Source organism: Methylobacterium sp. BTF04 (assembly GCF_010692745.1).
Classification (GTDB): Bacteria; Pseudomonadota; Alphaproteobacteria; order Rhizobiales; family Beijerinckiaceae; genus Methylobacterium.
The window spans coordinates 14,349-39,794 of sequence record NZ_JAAHTB010000021.1 but is presented as its reverse complement, the minus strand read 5'-3'; the positions used below and the strand labels follow the sequence as shown (position 1 = coordinate 39,794).

Annotated in this window: 27 protein-coding genes, 1 tRNA gene and 1 other RNA gene; 21 read left to right on the top strand and 8 right to left on the bottom strand. The window is 69.4% G+C overall.

Translation table 11 applies throughout. The features are described 5' to 3' along the window. Nucleotides 1–58: 58 nt before the first annotated feature. The 7 genes from G3T14_RS14075 to G3T14_RS14045 all read left to right on the top strand — a co-directional run bounded on the left by G3T14_RS14075 (nt 59) and on the right by G3T14_RS14045 (nt 6,450). Nucleotides 59–1,612 carry a Do family serine endopeptidase gene (locus G3T14_RS14075; protein WP_163643173.1) on the top strand — a complete coding sequence of 518 codons (1,554 nt, stop codon included), beginning with the start codon at nt 59–61 and terminating at the stop codon, nt 1,610–1,612. 205 nt (nt 1,613–1,817) lie between these two features. Further along, nucleotides 1,818–2,699 (top strand): aldo/keto reductase, encoded by an 882-nt coding sequence (locus G3T14_RS14070; RefSeq protein WP_163643172.1) that lies wholly within the window; start codon nt 1,818–1,820, stop codon nt 2,697–2,699. 74 nt (nt 2,700–2,773) lie between these two features. Further along, nucleotides 2,774–4,069 (top strand): aminotransferase class I/II-fold pyridoxal phosphate-dependent enzyme, encoded by a 1,296-nt coding sequence (locus G3T14_RS14065; protein WP_163643171.1) that lies wholly within the window; start codon nt 2,774–2,776, stop codon nt 4,067–4,069. 62 nt (nt 4,070–4,131) lie between these two features. Then, nucleotides 4,132–4,596: a hypothetical protein gene (locus G3T14_RS14060; protein WP_163643170.1), complete on the top strand. Its 465-nt coding sequence runs from the start codon at nt 4,132–4,134 to the stop codon at nt 4,594–4,596. Between the two features lie 42 nt (nt 4,597–4,638). Next, nucleotides 4,639–5,154, top strand: a complete 516-nt coding sequence (locus G3T14_RS14055) for a hypothetical protein (RefSeq protein WP_163643169.1) — start codon at nt 4,639–4,641, stop codon at nt 5,152–5,154. A 10-nt stretch (nt 5,155–5,164) separates the two neighbouring features. Further along, on the top strand, nt 5,165–6,022 hold the full coding sequence (gene kdsA, locus G3T14_RS14050) for a 3-deoxy-8-phosphooctulonate synthase (protein ID WP_163643168.1): 858 nt from the start codon (nt 5,165–5,167) through the stop codon (nt 6,020–6,022). Between the two features lie 104 nt (nt 6,023–6,126). Beyond that, complete coding sequence (locus tag G3T14_RS14045) at nt 6,127–6,450, top strand: hypothetical protein (RefSeq protein WP_163643167.1); 324 nt, start codon at nt 6,127–6,129, stop codon at nt 6,448–6,450. Nucleotides 6,451–6,535: 85 nt separating this feature from the next. On the opposite strand, the gene queF is transcribed toward G3T14_RS14045, so the two are convergent. Then, nucleotides 6,536–7,000, bottom strand: a complete 465-nt coding sequence (gene queF, locus G3T14_RS14040; RefSeq protein ID WP_163643166.1) for a preQ(1) synthase — start codon at nt 6,998–7,000, stop codon at nt 6,536–6,538. 106 nt (nt 7,001–7,106) lie between these two features. Between queF and G3T14_RS14035 the strand changes: the two genes are divergently transcribed. From G3T14_RS14035 to G3T14_RS14010, 6 genes are all read left to right on the top strand, one after another. Then, nucleotides 7,107–7,310 carry a hypothetical protein gene (locus G3T14_RS14035; protein WP_163643165.1) on the top strand — a complete coding sequence of 68 codons (204 nt, stop codon included), beginning with the start codon at nt 7,107–7,109 and terminating at the stop codon, nt 7,308–7,310. A gap of 233 nt (nt 7,311–7,543) precedes the next feature. After that, on the top strand, nt 7,544–8,833 hold the full coding sequence (eno, locus tag G3T14_RS14030; RefSeq protein ID WP_163643164.1) for a phosphopyruvate hydratase: 1,290 nt from the start codon (nt 7,544–7,546) through the stop codon (nt 8,831–8,833). Nucleotides 8,834–8,914: 81 nt separating this feature from the next. Next, nucleotides 8,915–9,334, top strand: a complete 420-nt coding sequence (locus G3T14_RS14025; protein ID WP_163643163.1) for a DUF393 domain-containing protein — start codon at nt 8,915–8,917, stop codon at nt 9,332–9,334. An 8-nt stretch (nt 9,335–9,342) separates the two neighbouring features. After that, the gene (locus tag G3T14_RS14020) at nt 9,343–9,999 is read left to right on the top strand and encodes a DUF1345 domain-containing protein (RefSeq protein ID WP_163643162.1); all 657 of its coding nucleotides are present in this window, start codon (nt 9,343–9,345) and stop codon (nt 9,997–9,999) included. A 54-nt stretch (nt 10,000–10,053) separates the two neighbouring features. After that, nucleotides 10,054–10,305 (top strand): acyl carrier protein, encoded by a 252-nt coding sequence (locus G3T14_RS14015; protein WP_163643161.1) that lies wholly within the window; start codon nt 10,054–10,056, stop codon nt 10,303–10,305. Nucleotides 10,306–10,316: 11 nt separating this feature from the next. Continuing rightward, nucleotides 10,317–12,161 (top strand): HAD-IIIC family phosphatase, encoded by a 1,845-nt coding sequence (locus G3T14_RS14010; RefSeq protein ID WP_163643160.1) that lies wholly within the window; start codon nt 10,317–10,319, stop codon nt 12,159–12,161. On the opposite strand, the gene G3T14_RS14005 is transcribed toward G3T14_RS14010, so the two are convergent. Beyond that, on the bottom strand, nt 12,119–13,243 hold the full coding sequence (locus G3T14_RS14005; RefSeq protein ID WP_163643159.1) for a hypothetical protein: 1,125 nt from the start codon (nt 13,241–13,243) through the stop codon (nt 12,119–12,121). The genes G3T14_RS14010 and G3T14_RS14005 overlap by 43 nt on opposite strands. 210 nt (nt 13,244–13,453) lie before the next feature. After that, nucleotides 13,454–14,506: an endonuclease/exonuclease/phosphatase family protein gene (locus tag G3T14_RS14000; protein WP_163643158.1), complete on the bottom strand. Its 1,053-nt coding sequence runs from the start codon at nt 14,504–14,506 to the stop codon at nt 13,454–13,456. Between G3T14_RS14000 and G3T14_RS13995 the strand changes: the two genes are divergently transcribed. The 3 genes from G3T14_RS13995 (at nt 14,490) to G3T14_RS13985 (ending at nt 19,085) form a co-directional block, all read left to right on the top strand. Continuing rightward, nucleotides 14,490–14,684, top strand: a complete 195-nt coding sequence (locus tag G3T14_RS13995) for a hypothetical protein (RefSeq protein WP_163643157.1) — start codon at nt 14,490–14,492, stop codon at nt 14,682–14,684. The genes G3T14_RS14000 and G3T14_RS13995 overlap by 17 nt on opposite strands. Next, nucleotides 14,674–16,041, top strand: coding sequence for a pentapeptide repeat-containing protein (locus G3T14_RS13990; protein ID WP_348645272.1), 1,368 nt, complete (start codon nt 14,674–14,676; stop codon nt 16,039–16,041). Before G3T14_RS13995 ends, G3T14_RS13990 begins: the two co-directional genes overlap by 11 nt. A 71-nt stretch (nt 16,042–16,112) precedes the next feature. Next, the gene (locus G3T14_RS13985) at nt 16,113–19,085 is read left to right on the top strand and encodes a response regulator (RefSeq protein ID WP_163643156.1); all 2,973 of its coding nucleotides are present in this window, start codon (nt 16,113–16,115) and stop codon (nt 19,083–19,085) included. Nucleotides 19,086–19,233: 148 nt separating this feature from the next. On the opposite strand, the gene G3T14_RS13980 is transcribed toward G3T14_RS13985, so the two are convergent. The 4 genes from G3T14_RS13980 to G3T14_RS13965 form a co-directional block, all read right to left on the bottom strand. Beyond that, entirely contained in the window at nt 19,234–19,938 is a 705-nt protein-coding gene (locus tag G3T14_RS13980) for a YafY family protein (RefSeq protein ID WP_163643155.1), read from the bottom strand. A gap of 27 nt (nt 19,939–19,965) precedes the next feature. Next, a complete protein-coding gene (locus G3T14_RS13975; RefSeq protein WP_163643154.1) occupies nt 19,966–20,382 on the bottom strand; it encodes a DUF1761 domain-containing protein in 417 nt (138 codons plus the stop codon). Between the two features lie 269 nt (nt 20,383–20,651). Beyond that, the gene (locus tag G3T14_RS13970) at nt 20,652–22,625 is read right to left on the bottom strand and encodes an AI-2E family transporter (protein ID WP_163643153.1); all 1,974 of its coding nucleotides are present in this window, start codon (nt 22,623–22,625) and stop codon (nt 20,652–20,654) included. A 101-nt stretch (nt 22,626–22,726) separates the two neighbouring features. Continuing rightward, nucleotides 22,727–23,107 carry a response regulator gene (locus G3T14_RS13965; RefSeq protein ID WP_163643152.1) on the bottom strand — a complete coding sequence of 127 codons (381 nt, stop codon included), beginning with the start codon at nt 23,105–23,107 and terminating at the stop codon, nt 22,727–22,729. Between the two features lie 342 nt (nt 23,108–23,449). On the opposite strand from G3T14_RS13965, the gene G3T14_RS13960 reads away from it, so the two are divergent. The 4 genes from G3T14_RS13960 to ssrA all read left to right on the top strand — a co-directional run bounded on the left by G3T14_RS13960 (nt 23,450) and on the right by ssrA (nt 24,934). Then, nucleotides 23,450–23,800 carry a 4-fold beta flower protein gene (locus tag G3T14_RS13960; RefSeq protein WP_163643151.1) on the top strand — a complete coding sequence of 117 codons (351 nt, stop codon included), beginning with the start codon at nt 23,450–23,452 and terminating at the stop codon, nt 23,798–23,800. Nucleotides 23,801–24,008: 208 nt separating this feature from the next. Continuing rightward, nucleotides 24,009–24,200, top strand: coding sequence for a hypothetical protein (locus G3T14_RS13955; protein ID WP_163643150.1), 192 nt, complete (start codon nt 24,009–24,011; stop codon nt 24,198–24,200). A 5-nt stretch (nt 24,201–24,205) separates the two neighbouring features. Beyond that, the gene (locus G3T14_RS13950) at nt 24,206–24,556 is read left to right on the top strand and encodes a hypothetical protein (protein ID WP_163643149.1); all 351 of its coding nucleotides are present in this window, start codon (nt 24,206–24,208) and stop codon (nt 24,554–24,556) included. A 7-nt stretch (nt 24,557–24,563) separates the two neighbouring features. Beyond that, nucleotides 24,564–24,934: a transfer-messenger RNA gene (gene ssrA, locus G3T14_RS13945) on the top strand. A 55-nt stretch (nt 24,935–24,989) separates the two neighbouring features. Here the strand turns inward: ssrA and G3T14_RS13940 are convergent. After that, nucleotides 24,990–25,127: a hypothetical protein gene (locus G3T14_RS13940; protein WP_163643148.1), complete on the bottom strand. Its 138-nt coding sequence runs from the start codon at nt 25,125–25,127 to the stop codon at nt 24,990–24,992. 184 nt (nt 25,128–25,311) lie between these two features. Here G3T14_RS13940 and G3T14_RS13935 point away from each other — a divergent pair. Beyond that, a tRNA-Arg gene (locus G3T14_RS13935) sits at nt 25,312–25,388 on the top strand. Nucleotides 25,389–25,446: the final 58 nt, after the last annotated feature.

The window sequence follows — 25,446 nt, the reverse complement described above, 5'->3', positions numbered from 1 at the left end:
GCGTCGCTAGAACCGGGATCACGGCCCGCCCCAGCGGCCCCCTGATCCGGAGACCACGATGACCGTCCAGCCGAACCGCCTGCGCCGCAACGCCCTCGCCTCCGTCGCCGTGGCCGCCCTCGTGGCGTCGGGCGCCGCAGGAATCGGCCTCACCCAGCAGGCCACGCCCGCCTACGCCCAGGCCCTCTCCAAGAATCCCATCGAGACCCCGGATCATCCGCCGGGCTCCTTCGCCACCGTCGTCGACAAGGTGAAGCCCGGCGTCGTCGCGGTGAAGGTCAAGCTCGACGACAGCGCCGAATCCGAGGACGACAGCGATGGCCCGAGCGGCCGCGGCATGGAGAACGCACCGCCGCAATTGCGCGAGTTCCTCAAGCGCTTCGGCCAGAACGGGCAGGGCGGACAAGGCGGGCAGGGCGGCCCCGGCTTCGGCGGTCAGGCCCCCAAGCGCCAGGGCCAGCGCGGCGCCATGGGCTCCGGCTTCATCATCTCGGCCGACGGTTACGTCGTGACCAACAACCACGTGGTCGACCACGCCAAGACCGTACAGGTGACCCTGGACGACAACCGCACCCTCGACGCCAAGGTCATCGGCAAGGATCCCAAGACCGATCTGGCGCTGCTCAAGATCACCGACGGCGGTCCGTTCCCGTACGTGTCGCTCAGCAAGTCGGCGCCCCGCGTCGGTGACTGGGTGGTGGCCATCGGCAACCCGTTCGGCCTCGGCGGCACCGTCACCGCCGGCATCGTCTCGGCCCGCGGCCGCGACATCGGCGCCGGCCCCTACGACGACTTCCTGCAGATCGACGCGCCGATCAACAAGGGCAATTCGGGCGGCCCGACCTTCAACGTCGGCGGCGAGGTGGTGGGCGTGAACACCGCCATCGCCTCCCCGTCGGGCGGCAGCGTCGGTCTGGCCTTCGCCATCCCCGCCGAGACCGTGCAGGCGGTGGTCGATCAGCTCCGGGCCGACGGCAAGGTGGCGCGTGGCTATCTCGGCGTCCAGGTCCAGCCGGTGACGAAGGACATCGCCGACGGCCTCGGCCTCGACAAGGCCAAGGGCGCGCTCGTCGACCATGCCGAGCCCGGCACCCCGGCCGCCAAGGCGGGCCTCAAGTCCGGCGACGTGATCGAGTCGGTCAACGGCAGTGCGATCAACGACGCCAAGGAGCTCTCGCGCAAGATCGCCGGTCTCAAGCCCGGCGCCAAGGTCGAGCTCGCCTACCTGCGGGCCGGCAAGTCCGACACCGCCACGGTGGAACTCGGCGCCTTGCCCAACGACCCGAAGGCGTCGGGCGGCAGCAGCCGCGGTTCGTCCTCGGACGGCCAGCCGCGCCTCGGCCTCAGCCTCGCTCCGGCGTCGGAAGTCGGTGCCGGTGACGAAGGCGTCGCAGTGATGGACGTCGATCCCGACGGCCCGGCCGCAGCCAAGGGCATCGAGCAGGGCGACATCATCCTCGATGTCGCGGGTTCCAGCGTCTCGAAGCCCTCCGAGGTCGCCGAGCGCATCCGCTCCGCCGAGTCGAGCGGCCGCAAGGCCGTGCTGATGCGGGTCAAGAGCGCCAAGGGCGTCACCCGCTTCGTGGCGGTGGCCCTGAACAAGGCCGGCTAGTCTCCCGGGCCCACTCCGATCGATCGCATCGGGTTGGGCTCGCGACGGCGGCGCGGTGCCGGCCTTCGCTCCAGATCCTCACCGGAAGCCGGCTCCCATGGGGCCGGCTTTCCGTTTGAGTGCGCCAGCGCACGGGCTGCGGCCTCGTCCGCGCCCCGCACAGAGTCATATGTCTGGAGACCGTCTCGCCACCCGAGGAGTTCCCATGCCCAGCGCCCACGCGTCCGGTACCTTCGCCATCGGCGGAGATATGCCCGTCCACCGCCTCGGCTTCGGGGCCATGCGCATCACCGGCCAGGGCATCTGGGGCGAGCCCGCCGACCGGGCCGCGGCCAAGGCCACCCTCGCGCGCGTGCCGGAACTCGGCATCGACCTCATCGATACGGCCGACAGCTACGGCCCGTTCGTCAGCGAGGACCTGATCGCCGAGGTGCTCCACCCCTATAAAAATCTCGTCATCGCCACGAAGGGCGGCCTCACCCGGCACGGGCCGGACATCTGGCGCCCGGTGGGCAACCCCGACTACCTGCGCCAATGCGTGCTGATGAGCCTGCGGCGGCTCCGGATCGAACGCATCGACCTGTGGCAGCTCCACCGCATCGGTCCCGACGTGCCGCGCGAGGCGCAGTTCGCGGTGATCGCCGCCATGCGGGAAGAAGGCCTGATCCGCCATGTCGGCCTCAGCGAAGTCTCGGTGGACGACATCGCGGCCGCACAAACGTTCTTCCCCGTCGCCACGGTACAGAACCAGTACAACCTCGTCGACCGCACCTCCGAGGCGGTCCTGGACCATTGCACCGCCCACGGCATCGGCTTCATCCCCTGGGCGCCCCTGGCCCGCGGCGCCCTCGCCCGCGACGGCTCGGTCCTGTCCGAGATCGCCAAGGCCCATGGGGCGAGCGACGGGGCCGTGGCGCTGGCATGGCTCCTGAAGCGCGCGCCCGTGATGCTGCCGATCCCCGGTACCGGCGATCCCGCACATCTGGCGGACAACATGAAGGGCGCGGACCTCTCCTTGAGCGACGCGGAGTTCGCAGCGCTCGACGCGCAGGGCAGGGCGGCCTGGAACGCAGCGCAGGCGGGGTGACGCGGACGGTGCGAGAGGCCATGGTGCGCCCCGCATAATCCTCATCCTCGCACGGCCATCCGGGGCGCCAGACCATGACCACCATCGCCGAGCGGACCGATGCCGATCTCGCGGACCTGCACGGCCGGGCGCGCGCGGCCTACGAGGCCTTCAAGGCCCGCGGGCTCAAGCTCGACATGACGCGGGGAAAGCCCTCGCCCGAGCAGCTCGATCTCGCCTCGGCGATGCTGGGGCTGCACGGCAACGCCGATTATGTCACCCAGGCCGGCGAGGATGCCCGCAATTACGGCGGCCAGCAGGGCGTGGCGGAGGTCCGGGCGCTGTTCACGCATCTCCTCGATGCCCCCGCCGACCAGATCGTGGTCGGTGACAATTCGAGCCTGGCGCTGATGCACGACACCATCGTGTGGGCGCTCTTGAAGGGCATGCCGGGCTCGGTGCAGCCGTGGTCGCGCGAATCCGACATCGCCTTCCTGTGTCCGGTGCCGGGCTACGACCGCCACTTCGCCCTGTGCGAGGCCTACGGCATCCGCATGATCCCGGTGCCGATGACCGGCCACGGCCCCGACATGGACGTGGTCGAGCGGCATGCCGCCGATCCGGCGGTGAAGGGCATGTGGTGCGTCCCCAAATACGCGAATCCGTCGGGCGAGACCTATTCGGACGAGACCGCGCGGCGGCTGGCCACCATGAAGACCGGCGCGCCGGACTTCCGGCTGTTCTGGGACAACGCCTACGCGGTGCACCACCTGACGCCAGACCCGGTCGCGATTCCCGATATCCTCGCCCTCTGCGCCGAAGCCGGTCATCCGGACCGCGCCTTCATCTTCGCCTCGACCTCGAAGATCACGCTGGCCGGGGCTGGGCTCGCGTTCTTCGCCGGATCGCCCGAGAACGTGCGCTGGTACCTCGCGCGCGCGGGCAAGCGCACCATCGGCCCGGACAAGCTCAACCAGCTGCGCCACCTGCGCTTCCTGCGGGACGGCGCCGGGCTCACCGCCCATATGGATGCGCACCGCGCCCTGCTGACCCCGAAATTTGCCGCGGTGGACGCCGCCCTCGACCGGCATCTCGCGGGCACCGGCGCGGCGCAGTGGACCAAGCCCAAGGGCGGATACTTCATCACCGTCGCGGCGCGTGCGGGCACGGCCACCGAGGTGGTCCGGCTCGCCAAGGACGCCGGCATCGCCCTGACCCCGGCCGGGGCGACCTCGCCGCATGGCAAAGACCCCGAGGACAGCGTGCTGCGCCTCGCGCCCACCTACCCGAGCCTCACCGAGGTCACGGCAGCGGGCGAGGGTATCGCGGTCTGCATCCTTCTTGCTTCCGTCGAGGCGGAGACCCGGATGCGGGTTCGCACGGGGACCTGAGGCGTCTGTCGTAATCCGGAAACACCGGGGCCCGATGGTGCGCCGTCAATCGGGAGGCGGACATGGCCGGACCAGCGATGCGGCGGCAGGGACTGTCCCTGTTCGGCCTCTGTGCCATCCTCGGTATCGGGGTGGTTCCGGCCGAGGCAAGGCCGGTCTGGTCGTCGGGCACCTACGTCTACGCCGATCTCTGCACAGTGGCAGAGAACGGTACGCGGGCGGGCCAGCGCATCACCCTCAGACGCTCCCCGCGCGGGGACGGCCTCGTCTACGAGGCCGCCTCGCTGAGCGGTCCGGTTCAGGCCGACACGATCGCCCTCGACGATGCGACCAAGGCCATCGACTTCGTTGCCGCGACGGAGAGCGGCCCGGTCCACTTCCATGGCACCATGGCCGTCGACAGCCTCACCGGCGTCGTCGAGGACGAGTCCGGCCCGCATCCGGTGCACCTGCCGCGCGTCCTGCGTCCGCATGCCCACGAAGTGTGCCAGCCCGATGCGACGGGCTCGCTCGGCGCCGGCCGGTGAGGCCGTAGGCTCGGGGGACGCGTTGCGTTAGAGCTTGCGCCCATGACGCGCCTCATCCCGCTCGCCGCAACGGCCGGCCTACTCGCCCTCGTCGCCGCCGGCCAAGCCAGGGCGGCGGAGTCCTGCGACGCCCTGACCGCGACGGTGATTCGCGCCACCGGCGCCTCGCTCGCCGGGAGGGCCGGAGCTGGCGCCGTGTTCCGCGCGGCCGATGCCGAGCGCATGAGCCTCGATTGCCGGGCTCCGCGGCGGATGGTGTTCGGATCGCTCGACCGGGAGCCGAGCCGGGCTTTCTTCGCACTGATCGGGCAGGCGGCCCGGGCACTGACCGGCGCCGACCCGGACGCGGTGGAGGTCCTGGCTCTCACGCTACACCAGGCTTCCCTGCTCGCCGACGCGCCCCGACAGGGTGTCGTCGACCGGGCCGCCTTGCGCTGCGAGACCGGCCCCCGCGACGATTCCCTGGCCGGCACCCTCACCCTCTGCGTGCTGGTCCCGGCACGTCCACGAGCGGCGCGGCGGCGTATCGGCCTTTTCGCCGGAGCCGTGGCGCGATAGACCGCGCTCCATGTCCGAAATCTCTCCCTCCGCCCGCGGTCCCGTCGTCAAGGCCGGCACCACCGCCTTCGCCAACCACCTGCCCTTCGCGCTCATCGCCGGCCCGTGCCAGCTTGAGAGCCGCGACCACGCCATCGAGATCGCCGACGCGCTCAAGGGCATGACCGACGCCCTCGGGATCGGCCTCGTGTTCAAGGGCTCGTTCGACAAGGCGAACCGCACCTCGGGCTCCACCGCCCGCGGACTCGGCCTCGCGGAAGCGCTCCCGATCTTCGCCGACATCAAGGCGCGATTCGGGCTTCCCGTCCTCACCGACGTGCACGAGGCGAGCCAGTGTGCGATCGCCGCCGAAACGATCGACATCCTCCAGATTCCCGCCTTCCTGTGCCGCCAGACCGACCTGCTGCTGGCGGCCGCCGCCACCGGGCGGGTGGTCAACGTCAAGAAGGGGCAATTCCTCGCGCCCTGGGACATGGCGCACGTGGCCGCCAAGGTGACTGATGCCGGCAACCCCAACGTGCTGGTCACGGAGCGCGGCGCCTCGTTCGGCTACAACACGCTGGTCTCCGACATGCGCAGCCTGCCGATCATGGCGCAGGTGACGCATGGGGCGCCGGTGGTGTTCGACGCAACCCATTCGGTGCAGCAGCCCGGCGGACAGGGCGCCACCTCCGGCGGACAGCGCGAATTCGTCGCCGTCCTCGCCCGCGCGGCGGTGGCGGTGGGGGTGGCCGGCCTGTTCATCGAGACCCATCCCGACCCCGACCGGGCTCCCTCGGATGGACCCAACATGGTGCCGTTGCGGGCGATGCCGGCCCTGCTGGCCGAACTCCAAGCATTCGATCGCCTGGCGAAGTCGCTGTCTTAACCGCGATCCGTTCCATATGTCCTCGCGCGCGGGGACATGTGGAACGGACGCGCTGCGCTTGTGTTGTTACGCTCAAGAGACAACGCAACGATTTGAGGAGCACCATGCGCAAGCTCGCAATGATTACGGCCGTGACCCTTTCCCTTGGTGCGATGGCCGCCGGCACTGCCGCCGAAGCACGCCCTGGACATGGCCATGGCTATGGTCGCGGCGGCTATGCTCATGGCGGTGGATACGGACATCGCGGCTATGCCTATCGCGGCGGCGGACGTCGCGGAATCGGGACCGGTGCGGCCGTCGGCCTCGGAATCGCCGGCCTGGCGGCGGGCGCCATCGCGGCCGGTGCGGCCCGTGATTCGTACTATCGCGGCGGCTACGATCGCCCGGCCTACGGCTATGAGCGTCCTGCCTACGGCTACGGCTACTGAATTCGTCTCACGCGTGTGAGTGGTTGGGGGCGGCCGGTTTTGACCGGTCGCCCTTTTTGCTGCGCGCAGGGCGCAACCGGGTGGCTCAGCCGCGTCCGCGATAGGGCGCGATGCCCTGGTCGGGCAGCCAGAGTGATTTTGGCGGTTCGCCCGTCTGCCAGAACACGTCGATCGGAATGCCGCCGCGGGCATTCCAGTAGCCGCCAATGCGCAGGTAGCGGGGCGCGAGCAGTTCGGTCAGCGTCAGGCCGATCCCCACCGTGCAATCCTCGTGGAAGGCACCGTGATTGCGGAACGCTCCGAGGTAGAGCTTGAGCGACTTCGATTCGACGAGCCACCGATCCGGGACGTAGTCGATCATCAGGATGCCGAAATCGGGCTGGCCGGTGACCGGGCAGATCGAGGTGAATTCCGGTGCGGTGAATCGGGCCAGATAATCCGTTTGCGGGTGGGGATTCGGCACCCGGTCGAGACGGGCTTCGGCCGGCGAGGCAGGCAGGGGGGTCGCCTGACCGAGCTGAAGTGTCTCTCGCGGCGTCTCTTGGGTCATGGTTTCGTCCTGTGACCGGCCTCTGCGACGAGGAAAGCGCCGGTTTGGAAATCCGAATGCGCTCCGATGAGTGGCAGGCGCGGGAAGCTCGTGCCATATGGGGAGCATGAGCGACGAAAACACTGCCACATATCCCTACACCCTGGAAATCCAGCCCCCCAAGGCGCCGGGCAGCCCGTACCAATGGGCGATCCGCCGGAAGGGGAAGCTGATCCAGCGATCCGACCGCAATCATCCGACCGAGGCGAAGGCACGCGAGAATGGGCTCGCCCAGATCGAGTTGCTGCTCTCGGGCGCCGGCGACCGCTGAGACAATCGTGATTCCGGGGCGATGCGTTGCCCCGGAAACTCCGGTCTGAAGCCGAATTGCGCGTCTGCCTCCGTGGTCGACCGCAGGGGCGCTTGCCGGATGCGAGAGGTTGGCGGATAAGCCTCGACGGGATCGTCCAATCCCGGATGAGGCCGTGTCGGGCACATTGCGGGATGGACCAGGCCTCTCCACGGGGAGGCTTCGACACGCCGTAACGTCCAGAAGGCTCCTGCATGACCGCGATCACCAACATCGCCGCCCGCGAGATCCTCGACAGCCGGGGCAACCCGACGATCGAGGTCGACGTATTGCTCGAAGACGGCTCCTTCGGCCGCGCCGCCGTGCCATCGGGCGCGTCCACCGGCGCCCACGAGGCCGTCGAGCTGCGCGACGGCGACAAGGGCCGCTTCGGCGGCAAGGGCGTGCGCAAGGCGGTCAACGCCGTGCAGTCCGACATCCTCGACGCCATCGGCGGCATGGATGCAGAAGACCAGATCGCCATCGATGAGGCGATGATCGAGCTCGACGGCACGCCCAACAAGGCGCGCCTCGGTGCCAACGCCATCCTGGGCGTCTCCCTCGCCGTCGCCAAGGCCGCGGCCGAGACCGCCGGCCTGCCGCTCTACCGCTACATCGGCGGCACCCAGGGCCGGGTTCTGCCGGTACCGATGATGAACATCATCAACGGCGGCGCGCATGCCGACAACCCGATCGACTTCCAGGAATTCATGATCATGCCGGTGGGCGCCTCGTCGCTCACCGAGGCCGTGCGCATGGGCGCCGAGGTATTCCACACCCTCAAGGGCGCGCTCAAGAAGGCCGGCCACAACACCAATGTCGGCGATGAGGGCGGATTCGCCCCGAATCTGCCCTCTGCCGAGGCCGCCCTCGACTTTGTGATGCAGTCGATTTCCGCTGCTGGCTTCAAGCCGGGCGTCGACATGGTGCTGGCCCTCGATTGCGCCGCCACCGAGTTCTTCAAGGACGGCGCCTACCGCTACGAGGGCGAGGGCCAGACGCGGGACATCGAGGCCCAGGTGAGCTACCTCGCCAAGCTGGTCGATTCCTACCCGATCCTGTCCATCGAGGACGGCATGTCCGAGGATGACTGGGCCGGCTGGAAGCTGCTCACCGACCGGGTCGGTGATCGCTGCCAGCTCGTCGGCGACGACCTGTTCGTCACCAACGTGACCCGCCTGTCGCGCGGCATCGCCGAAGGCACGGCCAACTCGATCCTGGTGAAGGTCAACCAGATCGGTACGCTCACCGAGACCCTGGCCGCTGTCGATATGGCCCAGCGCGCCGGCTACACCGCGGTGATGTCCCACCGTTCGGGCGAGACCGAGGATTCGACCATCGCGGATCTGGCCGTCGCCACCAATTGCGGGCAGATCAAGACCGGCTCCCTCGCCCGGTCCGACAGATTGGCCAAGTACAACCAGCTGATGCGCATCGAGGAGGGCCTCGGCTCTCAGGCCCGCTATGCCGGCCGCGATGCCCTGAAGATCCGCGCGAGCCACTAAAACCTGCGACGACAACCGATCCGGACGGCCGCGAAGCGATTCGCGGCCGTTTTTTCGTGGGGCCGCCCTATCTTATCGGAGATGGACACCGCCCTCGCCACGCCGCCGCCGCTCACGATCTACTACGACGGAGCCTGCCCGCTCTGTGCCGCCGAGATTCGCACCTATCGCCGCTGCCGCGGCGCCGAGCGTCTCGCCTGGATGGATGTGAGCCTCGACGGGCCGGCCGAACTCGGCCCCGGCCTGACCCGCGCCGCGGCGCGCGCCCGGTTCCACGTGCGCGACGAGCACGGACGCCTCGTATCGGGCGCGGCCGGATTCTTCACGCTGTGGTCCCACTTGCCCGGATGGCGGTACCTCGCCCCGATACGCCATCTGCCGGGGGTGACGTGGATCGCGGAAGCCGCCTATCGCGGGTTTCTGCCCTTGCGTCCCTGGCTCGCCCGGCGCATCGCGGGGCCCGTCCGCTGCGACGGAGCCTGCGGACCGGAGCCTCGCTGAAACACCCCATGCGCAATCCGTTCCGCCCGTTCTGGCTCCGCCCGCGTCTCCTCGCCTCGCTCGCTCTCACCCTCGTCCTGGCCCTGGTGCTGCCGTTCGAGACCCTTTCGGTCCGGCTGCTGATCGGCTGGTGCCTCGGGGTCGTGGTCTACACGGCGCTGATCGTCTGGAAGGCGGCCGGGCAGAAGCAGGAAGCGATGCGGCAGGAAGCCTCGCGCCTCGACGACAGCGCCTTCGGGATTTCGCTCTTCGCGATCCTGGCGGCGGCGGCGAGTTTCGGCGCGGTGGCGATGCTGGTGTTCGGCCAGCACGACGACGACACCGCCCGGCTCGCCCATCTCGGGCTGGCCGCCGCGACCATGCTGTGCGCCTGGGTCTTCGTGCAGGTGGTCTTCACCGTGCACTACGCCCATCTCTATTACGGCGATGCGGGCGAAGGCGACGCGCGGGGCGGCCTCGATTTCAACGGCGACACCAACCCGGATTTCTGGGATTTCCTCTACTTCGCCGCGACGATCGGGGCGACTTCGCAGACCTCCGACACCGCCATCACCACCAAGACGATGCGCCGCGTCGTGACGGTGCAGACGATCTACGCCTACCTGTTCAACACCAGCGTCCTGGCGCTCGCGATCAACATGGCCGCCGGCGTGGCGCAGCATTGAGGAAGGCCCTGTGATAAGGGCTCGCCCGACCCGCCCACCATGGAAGGACGCACCATGCAACCGGATGCGATCACCGCGCAGCTGACTGCGATCTTTCGCGATGTGTTCGGCGATCCGGCCCTCGTGATCACGCCCGACACCAAGGCCGACGACATCGCGGGCTGGGATTCCGGCCGCATGATCGAACTGATCGTCGCCGCCGAATCCGAGTTCGGCATCCGCTTCACCACGCGGGAGGTGGACGGCATGGCCCGGGTGGCCGATTTCGTCGCCATCATCGCGGCCAAGACCGCGCACGCGGCCTGAGCCCCGGCGCGATGTCCCTCGCCTGGCTGCCCGAACCCGCGAACTGGCCGGAGGCGACGGCGCGCGCGGCCGCGGGCGACCTGACCTTCGACGGGTTCGTGACCCTCGCCAACACCCGGCTGACCCCGTCGCGCACCAACCAGCTCGATCGGTTGCTGGGCAAGGCCTTCCCGGCGGCGCCACCGGCCGGGCTCGGGACCAGGCCGGTGCGGCTCGCGATCCTGTCCTCCTCCACGATCTCGCATCTGCTGCCGGCGATCCGGGTCGGCGCCCTGCGCCGCAGGATCTGGGTCGAGACCTACGCGGCGCCGTTCGGCGCCGCCCTGCAGGATCTCGTCGATCCGGCCTCGGGCCTGCAGGCCTTCGGGCCCGATACGGTGCTGTTCGCCTTCGATGCGCCTCACCTGACGGGGCTGGGGCCCGACGCGGCCATCGCCCATCTGCGCGAACTCTGGCGCATGGCACGGGAGCGGTTCGGCTGCGCCGTGATCCAGCAGACGCTGCTGCCGGTGGCGCTGCCGCTCCTCGGGTCCAACGAGCATCGGCTGCGGGGCTCGCGTCACGACGCCATCTCGGAGATCAATCACGCGATCCGTGCGGCGGCGGATGCGGACGGCGTCGACCTTCTCGCGCTCGACGATCAGGCCGCCCGCCATGGCCGCGACGCCTGGCACGATCCGGTGTGGTGGCTGCGCGCCAAGCAGGAGGTGTCGCCGGGCGCCGCCCCCGCCTATGGCGACCTCGTCGGACGCCTGTTGGCGGCGGGGCAGGGCCTGTCGAAGAAGTGCCTGGTGCTCGACCTCGACAATACGCTCTGGGGCGGGGTGGTGGGCGATGACGGCCTCGCCGGCCTCGTGCTCGGCCAGGGCAGCGCCGAGGGCGAGGCCCATCTCGGCCTCCAGGCCTATGCCCGCGACCTCGCGGCGCGCGGGATCATCCTGGCGGTCGTCTCGAAGAACGACGAAGCCAACGCCCTCGAAGTCTTTGACCATCATCCCGAGATGCTGCTGCGGCGCGCCGACATCGCGGCCTTCTTCGCCAACTGGGACGACAAGGCGCAGAACCTGCGCCGGGTGGCGGCCACCCTGGGGATCGGCCTCGAAGCCCTGGTCTTCGTCGACGACAACCCGTTCGAGCGCGAGCTGGTGCGATCCGAACTGCCGATGGTGGCCGTGCCCGAGCTGCCCGAGGACCCATCCGGCTACGCCGACCGGATCGCGCAGGCGGGCTATTTCGAGGCGCTCGGCATCACCGAGGAGGACCGCGCCCGCACGCGCCATTATGCGGCCAATGCCGAGAGAGCGACGGCGGTGGCGCAGGCCGCCGACCTGCCGACCTATCTCGCCGGCCTCGACATGCGCCTGATCTGGCGCCCGTTCGACGCGCTCGGCCTGCCCCGCATCGTCCAGCTCGTCAACAAGACCAACCAGTTCAACCTGACCACCCGGCGCACCACCGAGGTCGAGATACGCGCGCTGATGGACGATCCGGACGCGATCGGCCTGCAGTTCCGCCTCGTCGACCGACTCGGCGACAACGGCATGATCGGCGTCGTGATCGCGCGCCGCACACGACCCACCGGGTTCACCATCGACACCTGGCTGATGAGCTGCCGCGTGCTGGGGCGGCGCGTCGAGGCGGCGATGCTCTCCGTGCTGGTGGAATCCGTGGCCGAGCGGGGCGGCGACCATCTCGTCGGGCTGTACCGGCCGAGCCCGAAGAACGCGATGGTGGCCCGGCTCTATCCCGACCTCGGCTTCGCGGCTCTTGCATCCGAGCCGGACGAGGCGCGCTTCGGCCTCGACCTGTCGGCCTACGTGCCGGAGCCGAGCCCGATCCGCAGCGCGCGCGGCTGAGGCGCGGGGGCGGGCAGGGGGCCGGCTTCCAACCGGCGGCCCGTCGACCACAGCCGCTCGCCCGCTGGGCCGGTGACGAGTAGGCCCATCATCAGATCGCGGTAGGTGGCCGGAATCTTCGCCGCCACCCAGACGCGCTGCCACGCCTCGCGCACCGAGAGGTCGGCGTCGCACCAACCATGGCGGAAGTGGCCGATGGCGGCTCCGACCCGGTCGCCGCGAAAATCCGCCGGAATCCAGACCCAGGCCGAGAACACATGGACCGCGTCCGCATCGAGCCGATCGGTGCGTTCGCGGCGCCCGAACACGTTGGGCGCCTCGCCCGGCGGTCCGAGGACGTGGCGCGCCGCCAAGCCGGGAAGTCCGGCCATGGCCAGCAGGTTCGGCGAGGCTGGCGCGGACAGGGGCGCCGGCAGGCCCCTGGCCAGCGCATGGGTGCGGCGACAGAGATCGAGCCAGGATGCGAGGTCGATGTCGTAGGCCGTCTCGTAGGGGGCAAAGCGCCGGATGTGACCGATCATCAGCGTCGCGTCGTGGCGCGTCACCGTCCCGGCCAAGGCCTCCCGGTCCGGCCTGCGCACAGCGAGGAGCTGGCCCGGCCCGTGTCGCCGCACCGCGCGGGCAAGGGCGGCGACGGCGTCCGGCTCCTCCTCCGCATCGCCCTTGCGGACGAAGACCTTCTCACCCTCGGCGAGGTCCTCCAGCAGGCGCCGCTTGAGATAGGCGACCTTGCCGACCTCGCGCCGGTGGATCGCCGCCGGTTGCGTCGTGCCGACGAAATCCGAGGTGTTGTAGGCGAAACCGTAGCGGCGGCTGCGGCAATACAGGCGCCCGGTCGCGGCCACGAGCACCTCGAGGTCGTCGGCACCGCCATATTCCGAGAAGTCCGTCTCGAGGGCATGGACGAGGTTGGCGATCGGCGCGGAGGAAAACCGGAACAGGCCCAGCGGCTCGGCGCCGCAATAGCGCTGAACCAGCCCGAACTCGCAATTGTCGCCGACGCTCTCGAAGGCCTGGACGAGGTCGCGTGCGGGCAGGAACGGGGCGGCGGGGACGGTCTCGCGGTGTCGGATCAACCTCATGCGGCAGGGCATAGCGGCCCGGCCGCACGCTCTCAAGGCGCTCTCACGGCGGCGCCCGCCAGCACTGCCCGGTCTCGAGCGACTGAATCTCCAAGACGACACGCGCCATTATCCTGCCGGAACCTGATCCGGGATGTCCTGACGCCGCGGTTCCTGCCCGAAATCGTCCGCCACCACGCTCTTTGCGTGCGGAGGTGGATGAACCTCTCCTCAATGCGCCGCCTCCACCGCCTCACGCGCCGCCTTGCGATCGGCGGCATCGGCCTGCGGCGCATCCTGAACCGCCGGCGCCGCCTTGGAACGGCACAGGGAGATCAGGATCGGGAAGTGGTCGGAGCCGATGTGAGGCAGGCGCTGAAGGTCCACGAGCAGAAAGTCGTCGCTGAAGAACACGTGATCGAGGGGCCAGCGCAGCATCGGCCATTTGGCGTTGAAGGTCGGGTAGAGGCCGCGCCCGATCCGCGGATCGAGCAAGCCGCCGATAGTCTGGAACAGGGCGTTGGTCTTCGACCACGCCACGTCGTTGAGGTCGCCGCCCACCACCGCCGGGCCACCCGCCGCCTTCACCTCGCGCGCCACCATCACCAGTTCGGCGTCGCGGGGGGCGCTGCTCTGTCCCGGATGCGGCGGGCGCGGGTGCACGCCGTAGAATGTGAAGCGCTCGCCCGAGCGCAGGGTGACGCCGGTGCGCACCGACGGCACGTCGTCCTGCAGCAGGAAACGCACCTGGGGGTCGGTGAGGGCGAGCCGGGAATAGAACATCAGCCCGTAGGTGTTGCCCTGGGGCTGGGCCACCACATGGGGGTAGCTGGCCCGCAGGGGCGCGAGCGCCGCCGCCCAGGTGGCATCGGTCTCCAGCAGCAACAGCAGATCGGGGTCGTGCCGCGCCACGAGGTCGAGAAGGGCTGCATGGTCGCGGTTCGACTCGAGCACGTTGGCGATCAGGATCGAGACGGTGGCGGCCTCGCCGCAGGCGGAGGGCGCCGCCGTCACCGCCTGCGGCGAGGCCGCCGGCGTGAACGGGTAGATGCGCGACACCTGGTAGGCTAGGGCTGCGATCAGGGCAGCGATCAGGACCCATCCCGCACCGTCGCGGGACAGGATGAGCAAGGCCGCCACAACCGGCACGATCATCGCCGCGATCTGCAATCTCGGAAAGTCGAAGGTGCGGATGAACCCGGAATTGCTGGGAATGAAGGGAAGCAGCGTCGCTGCCACGAGGATCGCCCCCAGGACCTTCACGCCGATGATCAATGCCGCCAACCGTCCGTCCTCGCGCTACCGCCCCATCGTCGCGACCCGGGAAGTCCTGACGACCCGGGAAGTCCTGATGACCCAGGAAGTCCTGATGACCCTTGCCGTCACCGAGCGTTCCCAAACGCCCCAGCGGTGGAATGGTGCCGGTGGCGCGCAGATCGCCGAGGCCAGCCGTGCAGCCTGATCCCCTGGTGGAGGCCGCCGCGCAGGCGCGCGTCGACGCGCTGCTCGCCCTGATCGCGGCGGGCGCCCCCTTGCGCGAAGACGGCGCGCCGCTCGACCTCCACGGCCTGCGCCTCGGGCGCGAAGCCCTCGCCGCCCTGGCGCGCGAGCCCGCGCCCGCGTGGCGGGATCCCAAGAACGGCGGGCTCGACCTCGCCGGGGCGGATCTGTCCGACGCCCATCTCGAAGACACCGATCTGTCCGGTGCCAACCTCGCGGGCGCGCGCCTGTCCGGGGCGCTGGCCCGCTCGGCGCGGTTCGTCGGCGCAGTGGTCGAGGAAGCGGATTTCAGCGGGGCCGACCTCAGCGGCGCACGCTTCACCGACATCGCCGGGGGCGAGGCCAATTTCGACGACGCCATGCTGGAGGACGCGCATTTCGGCAACGCCGCCATGCGCTTCGCCAAGCTGCGCCGTGCGCTCCTCGACGGGGCGAACTTCAACGGCGCCGACCTGTGGGGGGCCGACCTCACCGGGGCGGATGCGGATTACACCCATTTCCGCGGTGCGCGCCTCGACGAGGTCAAGCTCGCCCGCGTCAATCTCACCTACGCCGATTTCGAGGGGGCCAGCCTGAAGAAGGCGCAGCTCTCGGAATCGCGCCTGCGCGGCGCCAACCTCACCGGGGTGAAGCTCGACGGGGCCGACCTCTCGGGGGCCGACCTGTCCGATACCAGCCTCGTGCGGCTCAACCTCGCCACCTGCAACCTGCGCCACGCCCGCTTTGCCGGCGCGTGGCTCAACGGCACCCGCATGCGGGTGGAGCAGCTCGGCGGCGCAGTGGGCGAGGAGATCGCCAAGGAATACGAGACGGCCCAATCGAGCTACCTCGCCCTGGAGCAGAACTTCAAGAGCATCGGCAGCCAGGACGCGGCGAGCTGGGCCTACAAGCGTGGGCGCCGCATGGGCCGGCTCCATGCCGGGGCACAGGCGCGGACGGCCTGGACGGAGCGCGCCTGGGTGGCGCTCGCCCGGCATGGCTACCAATGGATCGCCGACCGCTTCGTCGAGTGGCTGTGCGATTACGGCGAGAGCCTGTCGCGGATCGCCCGCGCCTTCGTCATCCTCATCGGCCTCTTCGCCGCACTGTATGGCGTGGCCGGCGGCCTCATCCCCGAGGGCGGCGACGGACGCCCGACCTACAATCCCCTCGATCTCGTCAGCTACAGCGCCCTCAACATGATGACGGCCAACCCGCCCGAGATCGGCGTCAAGCCCATCGGCCGCTTCACCAACCTGCTGGTGGGCGTCGAGGGCGCCGCCGGGATCATCCTCATGGGCCTGTTCGGCTTCGTCCTGGGCAACCGGCTGCGGCGCTGACGCGTTTGCGTGCGCCGGGTGCCCGTCACGCGCCATCGCCCTCCTTCCCGATCCCAGCCTCAGGCCCCGTCATGAACACCGCTCCTTCTTCGCGTCCGGCTCGCGGCTGGCGTGGTTCGCGCGTGCTCGGCACCCTGCCGAGCTCCCCCGTCGCCCTGGCGCTCATCGGCATCGCGGTGGCCGCCGGCATCGCGAACTACCTGGTCGGGGAGACGGGCCGGTCGGAGACGGCACGCCAGCATGCCGTCCTCAGCCAGAGCGAGCACCTGCTCTCCAACATGGTCGAGCTGGAAACCGGCATGCGCGGCTACATGCTGTTCGGCGCCGAGGAATACCTCGAACCCTACGAGGCCGCCCAGGCCACGCTCGGCGGCCAGCTCGATGCCCTCGATGCGCTGACGCGGGATGAGGTGGTGCCGGGCAACGATCCCGGCCGTCTGCGCGCCTTCGTCGACGCCAAGCGGACCTTCGCCGCGCGCGTCATCGCCCTGCGACGGACGGATGGCTACGACCCCGCCATCGCGCTGGCGCAGACCGGCGAAGGCAAGCGCACGATGGACGGGGTCCGCGCGGCCACGAAGGCGCTGCAGGACCATGCCGACGCGACCCTGGTCCGCATCGAGGGTCAGGACCGTGCCTGGTCCCTCGTGCTGCTGCTGCTGTCGATCGGCTCGGCGCTGGCCGCCGTGGGTCTGCTCGCCCGCCTCGCCTTGGTACGCCGGCGCGAAGAGCAGCGGATCGCGGCCCTCCTCGACGGGGTGTTCGCCAACGCCCCCGTCGGGCTCGGCTTCCTCGATCGCGACTACCGGTTCCGTCACATGAACCGGGCCTTGGCCACCATGAACGAGCGCGGGTTCGGGGCCGATCTCGGGGCACCGATCTGGGCGATGCTGCCGACCCTGCGGGATCTGCTGACCCCGAAGCTCGCCGCCGCGCGCGATGCCGGCCTCGTCACCACCAACGTCGACGTGGCGGTGCCGACCCCGAGCGCCCCGCGCGGGGTGCGCCACTTCCAGATGAGCTTCTATCCCCTGCTCGGCCGGGGCGGCGATGCGGCCGCGCCCACCGAGGGTGTCGGCCTCGTCGTCTCCGACGTGACCCTGAGCAAGCTCGCCGAGGAGCGCATGCGCCACAACGAGGAGCGGTTCCGCTCGCTCACCGAGGCCACCTCGGCCATCGTCTGGACGACGACGCCCGAAGGCGGCTTCGAAGTCACCCCGTCGGAATGGACGCGCTTCACCGGCCAGACCCCGCAGGCGGCCGCCGGCTACGGCTGGCTCGAAGCGATCTGCCCCGAGGACCGCGAGCGGACCAACGCGGCCTGGAGCCGGGCGGTGGAGTCCCTGTCGCCCTACGAGATCGAGCACCGCATCCGGCGCAACGACGGAATATGGCGCTTCATGGCGGCCCGCGCCGTGCCGATCCTGGAGGAGAACGGCAGCATCCGCGAATGGGTCGGCGCCCATACCGACATCACCGCGCGCAAGGAGGCGGAACTGGCCCTGGAGACGGCCAAGGAAGCGGCCGAGGAGGCCAACCGCGCCAAGAGCCAGTTCCTCGCCAACATGAGCCACGAGCTGCGCACCCCGCTCTCGGCGGTCATCGGCTACTCGGAGATGCTGCAGGAGGAGATGGAGGATCTCGGCGAGGAGAGCCTCCTCGTCGACATGCGCAAGATCGAGGCGAATGCCCGCCACCTCCTCGGCCTCATCAACGACGTGCTCGACCTCTCGAAGATCGAGGCCGAGCGCATGGAGATCTACGCCGAGACCTTCTCGGTCGCAGAGATCGTCCGGGACGTGGCCGCCACCGTCGAGACGCTCATCGACAAGAAGGGCAACACCCTGGCGCTCAACGTCGCCGATGGGCTCGGCGAGGCCCATACCGATCAGACCAAACTGCGCCAGTGCCTCATCAACCTCCTGAGCAACGCGGCCAAGTTCACCGAAGGCGGCCGGATCACCCTGTCGGTGGGCCGGATCGTGCAGGGCGGGGCCGACCGGCTGCGCTTCGCCGTCACCGATACGGGCATCGGCATGAGCCCCGAGCAGCAGGCCAAGCTGTTCCAGCGCTTCACCCAGGCCGACGCCTCGACGACCCGACGCTTCGGCGGCACCGGCCTCGGCCTCGCCATCACCCGCGCCTTCGCCGAGATGCTCGGCGGCACCATCGACGTGACGAGCCAGGAAGGGGTCGGCACCACCTTCACCCTCGATGTGCCGGCGGCCTATGTCAGCACCTCGCCGATGGAGGCGGTGCGGCACGAGCTCACCGGGTCGCACCGCGCCCTCGACGTGCTTCCGGCGTCCGGCGGCCATGTCCTCATCATCGACGACGACGCGGCGACCCGTGATCTCCTCGCCCGCTTCCTGGAGAAGGACGGCTTCGTCGTCGCCACCGCCAGCGACGGACGCGAGGGCGTCGAGCGCGCCCGCACGCTGCGGCCCCGGGTCATCCTCCTCGACGTGACCATGCCGCGGATGGACGGCTGGTCGGTGCTGCGGACCTTGCGGGCGGACCCGGACCTCGGCGCGACCCCGATCATCATGGTCACCGTGCTCGACGAGCAGAACCTCGCCTTCTCGCTCGGGGCCACGGACTACCTCCAGAAGCCGATCGAGTGGGGTCAGCTCAAGACCGCGATGGAGCGCTTCAAGCCCTCCGAGCACGAAGGCCCGGTGCTCATCATCGACGACGATCCGGATGCGCGCGAACGCATGGCGGCGATGCTGACCCGCGAGGGCTGGCGGGTGGCGGCGGCCGAGAACGGCGTCGCCGGCCTCGAGGCCTTGGCGGCCAAGAAACCCTGCCTCATCCTCCTCGACCTGATGATGCCGGAAATGGACGGCTTCGGCTTCCTGCGCGCGCTGCGTGCCCGGCCCGAATGGCGCGACATCCCCGTGGTGGTGCTCACCGCCAAGGACATCACCGCCGAGGACCGCCGCCGTCTGGCGGGGCAGGCCGACCGCGTGCTGCAGAAGGGCCGCCTCAGCCTCACCGACCTGTCGGAATCCCTGCGCTCGCTGGTCTCGCCGGGGGTGTGAACGAGGCGATCATGGTGCCGGATGGGTCATCCGGCACCATGATCGCGATAGCTTCCTCAATGGAGGACATCCGACCGTTGGCCCCCTCGCCGCATCCGCTCGCGCCCCCCTGCAGACCTTGGGGACCTTGGGGACCTTGGATCATCGGTTAGAGGACGGGCGGAACAGCTCGTTTTTCGCGCATCATCGCCAGCCAGCGGCGACGCAGGGTGACGGAGCGCTCGGGGTAGCGTTCGTCGCAGAAAGCGATCGTCGTCAGCCGATCGGTGCGGAACACCCGAAAGTCCTGTCTCAACTCGCACCAGGCCATGACCATGCGGATGGTCGCAACGTAGCCGACCATGAACGGGTGGATGATGCGTTCGCTCACCGCCCCGGTTTCATCGACGTAGCCGATGTCGAGCTTACGGCCTTCGCGGCACCACATCCGCAAGCGGGCAATGTCGATAGGGTCGTCCTCGCGACGGCGCGCCGGCGGAGTTCCGATCGCAGGATCATCGATGACCGGCCGCAAGTCCTCGGGCACGATCGCTGCGATCTTGGCGAGCACGCTCAGCGCGGCGCGCGCCAGCCCCGCATCGGCATGGGCGACCACCCATTGGGCGCCGAGCGCGACCGCCTCCACTTCGTCCGTCGTCAGCATGAGCGGCGGCATGTCGAAGCCGCGCTCCAGGACATAGCCCACCCCCGCCTCGCCCCGGATCGGCACGCGCTGGGCGACCAGCGCATCGATGTCGCGGTAGATGGTGCGCTTGCTCGTCTCGAGTTCGGTGGCGATCCGGTCGGCGGTCAGCGGACCAGATGCGCGGCGCAGCACCTGGATGATCTCGAACAGGCGATCGGCGCGGCGCATGGCCTCGAGGCCCGCTGGTCGGCAGCCCTAGGACAGCGCCACCAGGATCGCGCACGACATCAGGCTGCCGGTGACGAAGAACGGGGCGTTGAGGGCCGTGTACGCGAAGGGGCGCGGGAAGAGCGGGTTGATCGCGATGTTGAGGGTCATCGGAACGAGATAGCCGATACCCACGAGGGCGCCCAGCAGAAGGGCGTCGCCGTATGTCGTGATGCCGAGCGCGCGCAGGAGGACGGCGCTGGTCGCGATGGTGACTGCGGTGCACGCGAAAGGACCGGCGAGGGAGAGGGGGCCAGAGCTCTTCTGCGGTCGGTCGGCGATGCCGAGCACGACCGGGTAGTACTTGCCGACGAGCCCCACGAACCAGGCGGCCCCAAGCAGGAAGTGGGCGACGCTGGCGACTCCGACGGCGAGCCAGTTCACGTGGGAGAGAGCGTCGATCATGGGTCCTGCTTCCTTGCGCCGGCGTTGCCGAGGACCCTTCGATAGCGCAGCGCTGTGGCCACCGTGGTGTCAGCAGCGGTGGTGCACCAAGCCGGTTTCGTAGCCTCAACCGGATCGGTCTCAGCCGGGGACGGCGTCGGTCGAACGAACGCTGACCAGACATCTCAGACGTTCAGGCAAGACGACCCTCCGTCGGCCTCCGACCTCGGACAAGGATGTCCGCGCGAGCGTCGCCAGTAGACTTCAACCGCGCTCGACCGGCCGCACGATCATGCTGCCACCGACCTTCCGGTCGCCGGCGCGAGACGGGGCATTTCGGGGGCCTGTGCGCTCGGCGCGTCGACACGCTTCGAGAACGTCAGGGCTGCGTCGAGGGCGCCGTTGAGCGAGGTGACGAGCACGTCGGCCGAGACGGTCCGGCGCAGGCGGTCGAGGGTGGAGGGATCGCGTTCGCGCCAGAACCCGACCAGGACCTTGACGCCGGGGACCGCTTGGCGCGCCTGACGGACGTTGAGGCGGATCTGCGAGAGGCTGACCGGCTCCAGGTAGGAAAAGCACACCAGGGCGATGCCGTCCGTCGCCGCGGGACGCTCGCCCTTGCGCAGGGCGGCCATGGAGATGACCTGCGACGCCAGCCCGTGCTGGCCGAGAATCTGGCTCAGCATCAGGGTCGCCGCCTCGTCGAAGGGACCCCGGCTCGACACGCACAGGACCGGGCAGGGGCCGCGCCAGTTCAGGGCGAGTTCGGCCTGGGTCCGCACGATGGCGGCGACCTGGCGGTCGGGTCCCACCGCGGCGACGGCGGCGTAGGTCTCGGTGTTGCCGGCCTTCGCCCGACCGGCCTTCGCCCGGCGCACCGGCTTGATGCCGAGGCGCGCCACGACTGTGCGCAGAGCGGTGCCGACCTCGTCCTGGCGTTCGCGGTCGAGGGTGCCACGAGCCAGATCCTCCTGCGCCAACAGGAGACCGGCCAGCACGACCTCGTCGTAATAGGTCACCAGCGCACGGGCCTTGAGGAACAACTCGCCCTGGTCGATGGCCTCGGCCGGGTCGCCCGCCAGCATGCGCTGATAGAAGATCTCCGGCGGCGACAAGGCGGGCTGGTCGCCCAGAATCACGTCGAGGAACCACAGGCGCTCGATGTGGCGCCCGAGCACCACGAGGCAGACGGTGATCGGCGTCGCCAGGACGAGGCCGATCGGCCCCCACAGGAAGGCCCAGATCGTCGCCGACAGGATCACCGCGATGGGCGAGAGCCCGGTGGAATGACCATAGAGCAGGGGCTCGATCGCGTGGCCGGCCACCGGCTCCACCACGAGGAACAGGGCCGCCGTGGCGATCACCATGGTCCAGCCCGGGTCCACCGCCGCGGCCACGACGAGCGGCAGCAAGGCGCTGATGGCCGCGCCGACATAGGGCACGAACCGCAGGATCGTGGCGAGCACGCCGAACAGGATCGGGTTGGGCACCCCGATCCACCACAGGCCGGTGCCGATGACGATGCCGAAGGCGATGTTGAGGACGAGCTGCGCCAGGAAGAACCGGCTGAGGCGGCTCGCCGCGTCGTCGATGGCCGCCGTCGTGCGCCGCAGATCGCCCGAGCCCGCGAGCCGGATCGCGCGATTGCGCAGGTCCTCGCGCTGCAGGAGGATGAAGATCGTGAAGATCAGGATCAATCCGGTGGTCGCCAGTGGATGAAGGATCGGCTCGACGAGGGTGCCGAGCGTGCCCAGCAACCCGGCCTTGGCCGCCGCGATCTGGACGTGGAGCGGGTGGGCGACGCTGCCGGCGGCCCCCTGTGGCGCGCTCTCCTTCAGGTCGGGCTGCAACTCGGTACCGAGGTCCTGCACCATGTCGATCATGCGCGACAGGGTACCGCTGCCGGCGGTGGCCTCCTTCAGCGAGCCGATTTTTTCACGCATCGTGACTTGGTAGCGGGGCAGGTCGGAGGCGAGCTGCGCCGCCTCGTTGGCGATCAGCAGGCTTACCCCGAGCAGCGCCCCGAACGCGGTCACCACCACGAGGAGCACGGCCACGGCGCGCGGCAGTCGCAGGCGCCGCAGCAGGCGCACCCCCGGCACGAGGACGAAGCTGAGCAGGATCGCCAGCGTCACGGGGACGAAGATGTCGCGGCCGAAATAGAGCGCCGCCGCGATGGTGATCACGAGGAGGCAGGAGGCCAGGGTCGTGAACACCGGCATCGCCTGCCGCAGGAGGCGGGCGGTGATGGGATCGTCGCTCATGGGTGCAGGATCTCGTCCGGGGGAGCGACGTGCGCTTGGTTACGCGACAGGGTCGGGTGGGGGCAGGGACCAGGCCCGGCGCTGCCGGGAGGCACCGGTTCTCAGGCGGCCGAAGCAGGCACCCCGACCGCGGCGTTGATCTGGGTGAGCAGTTTCGAGAAGTCCACGGGCTTGGGATGGTAATCGTTGCAGCCGGCCTGGATCGCCTTGTCGCGGTCCCCCGACATGGCGTGGGCGGTGAGCGCGATGATCGGAATCCCCTTCGTGTCGCTGCCGGACTTGAGGACGCGGGCGGCCGACCAGCCGTCGAGAATCGGCAGGTTCATGTCGAGCAGGATCACGTCGGGGCGCCCAGTGCGGGCCTGCTGCACGCCGGCCTCGCCATCATGGGCGAGGATGACCTCATAGCCGCGCCGCTTCAGACGGCGGGACAGGAAGTCCCAGATCTCCTCATGGTCCTCGACCAGCAGAATCTTGATCATGTGCCCGTGCTCCCCGTCGTCCGTCACCGCACCCGGCCCCAGATCCGCCCCCATGCCCATACCGGGCGGAGGCGGCGCAAGACATGTGCCCTCACCGTGCTGTGAACGCACGACCCGGGCGAACGGTCCACTTCGCCGGCAAGGATCGTGTTGCGCTGCCGCGACGGCCGGTCGCGCCGGCTTTCCGGGCCATTGTCCGGCACAATGCGGCCGCGGCCGCCACCTGTGTTACGCTTATCGCTTCGGGATGACCCGGCCGGACCCCAAGCCCCGCCGATCCGCCCAGGGTCGACGTCGCAACGCGGGATCAGCCACGCATCCCCCTGAAGGATCGGGCGGACCATGATCGAATTCTTCGACCGCAAGGGCCAGCCGGCGGCCTATTGCCACGATGGCCGCTCCCTCTACCTGTGGGACGGAAGGGCGGTGGCCATCCTCGAGGACGACGCGGTGTTCGACTATGCGGGGCGGCATATCGGCTGGCTCGATGATGGCTGGATCCGCGACGCGGAGGGCAAGTGCCTGCTCTACGAGTCGGACGCGATCCGCGGTCCGGCCAAACCGGTTCGTGGGGTGAAGACGTCTCCGGGTGCACGCGGGCCGCGCCCGACCCGGGGGACGATGCAGGCCGCTCCGCCTCGCCCCGCGCGCTCGGAAGCCTGGTCGGAGCGGACGTTTCTCGACCTGATCTGAGAATCTTCATCCGGCTTGCCGGGAAGCTGTCAGCTATACACGGGGCCGATGCGGGTTCTGCGGCAAGGTCAGATCGGTGTCTCGCCTGTTGTCCAGTGGAACAGAAACGTGGCCGGGATGCCGCAGCCCACAAGTGCTGCGTGATATTTCCGAATACAGGGCAAAGACAGCATTGCGGGCCATGGCCGCCTTCCGCTAAAGCCGGCCCATGTCAGACCTCGGAACCTTGCTCGACCGCCTGAAGGGCGCTCAGCGCGATCTCATCCTCGAAGCGGCCAAGTTCGCCATGCTACCTCCCGACAGCATGCTGCGGCGGGTCGCCGACCTCGAGAACACCATCGCCGCCGTCGAGGCGCTCATGGACGAGCAGGCGCACAAACGCGGCCACGCCGACGACTGATCGGAATGCCGACGACGCGGCGGCCTGTGATCGAGACGCCCGACGGTCGCTACATCATCGTGAACGGACGGCTCTGGCGGCGCACGCGGCCCGACCTCGCAGAGGCCGAGCGTTCGCAGCTCGTCGCCGCACTGATGGACGCGCGCCGTGCGGTGAAGGCGGCCAAGCAGGCCGACGACGCGGACGCGCTCCGCGCGGCGCGGGCCGGAGTGGATGCCGCCAAGCATGGGCTGGGCGAGCGCGGCCCGGTCTGGTGGACCGACGGCACCCCCGACCTCAACCGGCGCATGGCGCGCAACACGCCCTATGCGGCCTGGTATGCGCAGCAGGACGGCGCCGAACCCGCACCCGAATAGCGACGCCAGACTGGACCGGCTGCCTCGCATCGCCTATATCGAAGCTGCGATTGATGACCGGTTCGTAATAACGTTTCAGGACCCGGAGGGCAGTACTCCGGCGCCTCCACCATGAGCCCATCATGCGCCTGGCGCAGGGTGGTCTTCTGATGGGGGCGAAATAGGATCGACTGGGCGGTAAAGGGATCGCGAGTTTGCTGCCACTTCGGTGGGAGACAATGCGGTTGTCGGTAAGGACTCGACCGGTTCGACGCAGGTAACCCCTGTTTCGGGCATTTGGCCAAAACTCTAAATGCCAACGATAACGTTGTCATGGATGCCCGCCTCGCGGCGTAAGCATCTTGCGGTAGGGTAACCGTCGAAACAGAACCCGGAGCTTCGGCTCCGGGACCCACCTTTTCCCTCGTCCGGTACCGCGGCCCGCTCGAGGGCCTTATGCGACCCGACGAATCCCGGGCGGCGTGAACCCACGCTCGACGATGATCTCCATCCCATCGGCGACGGGAACGCCCAGGACCCGGACCGCGACGCGCAGGCCGCTGCGGCGCGCACTCGGATCGAGATCGGACAAAACATCTCCCGTTTCAGCGCCGGCGACGGCTCCGCCCGCGTGGCGGCGTGGTCTCGGGCGCCGTTCCCAAGCCCGATCGTACCGCATCGCGAAAAACTTCGCGGTAGAGGGTTGCCAAGCTGAAACGGAGATTCTAGACACCGGCTCCCGACCGGAGCGGCCCACAGCCAACCCGGTCAGGCAGGCGCCCGTAGCTCAGCTGGATAGAGCACCAGACTACGAATCTGGGGGTCAGAGGTTCGAATCCTTTCGGGCGCGCCAGTTTTCTCTTTATGAAGTCCGGGTTTATCCGCCCTGCACTGTCGACGTTGGAGCGGTG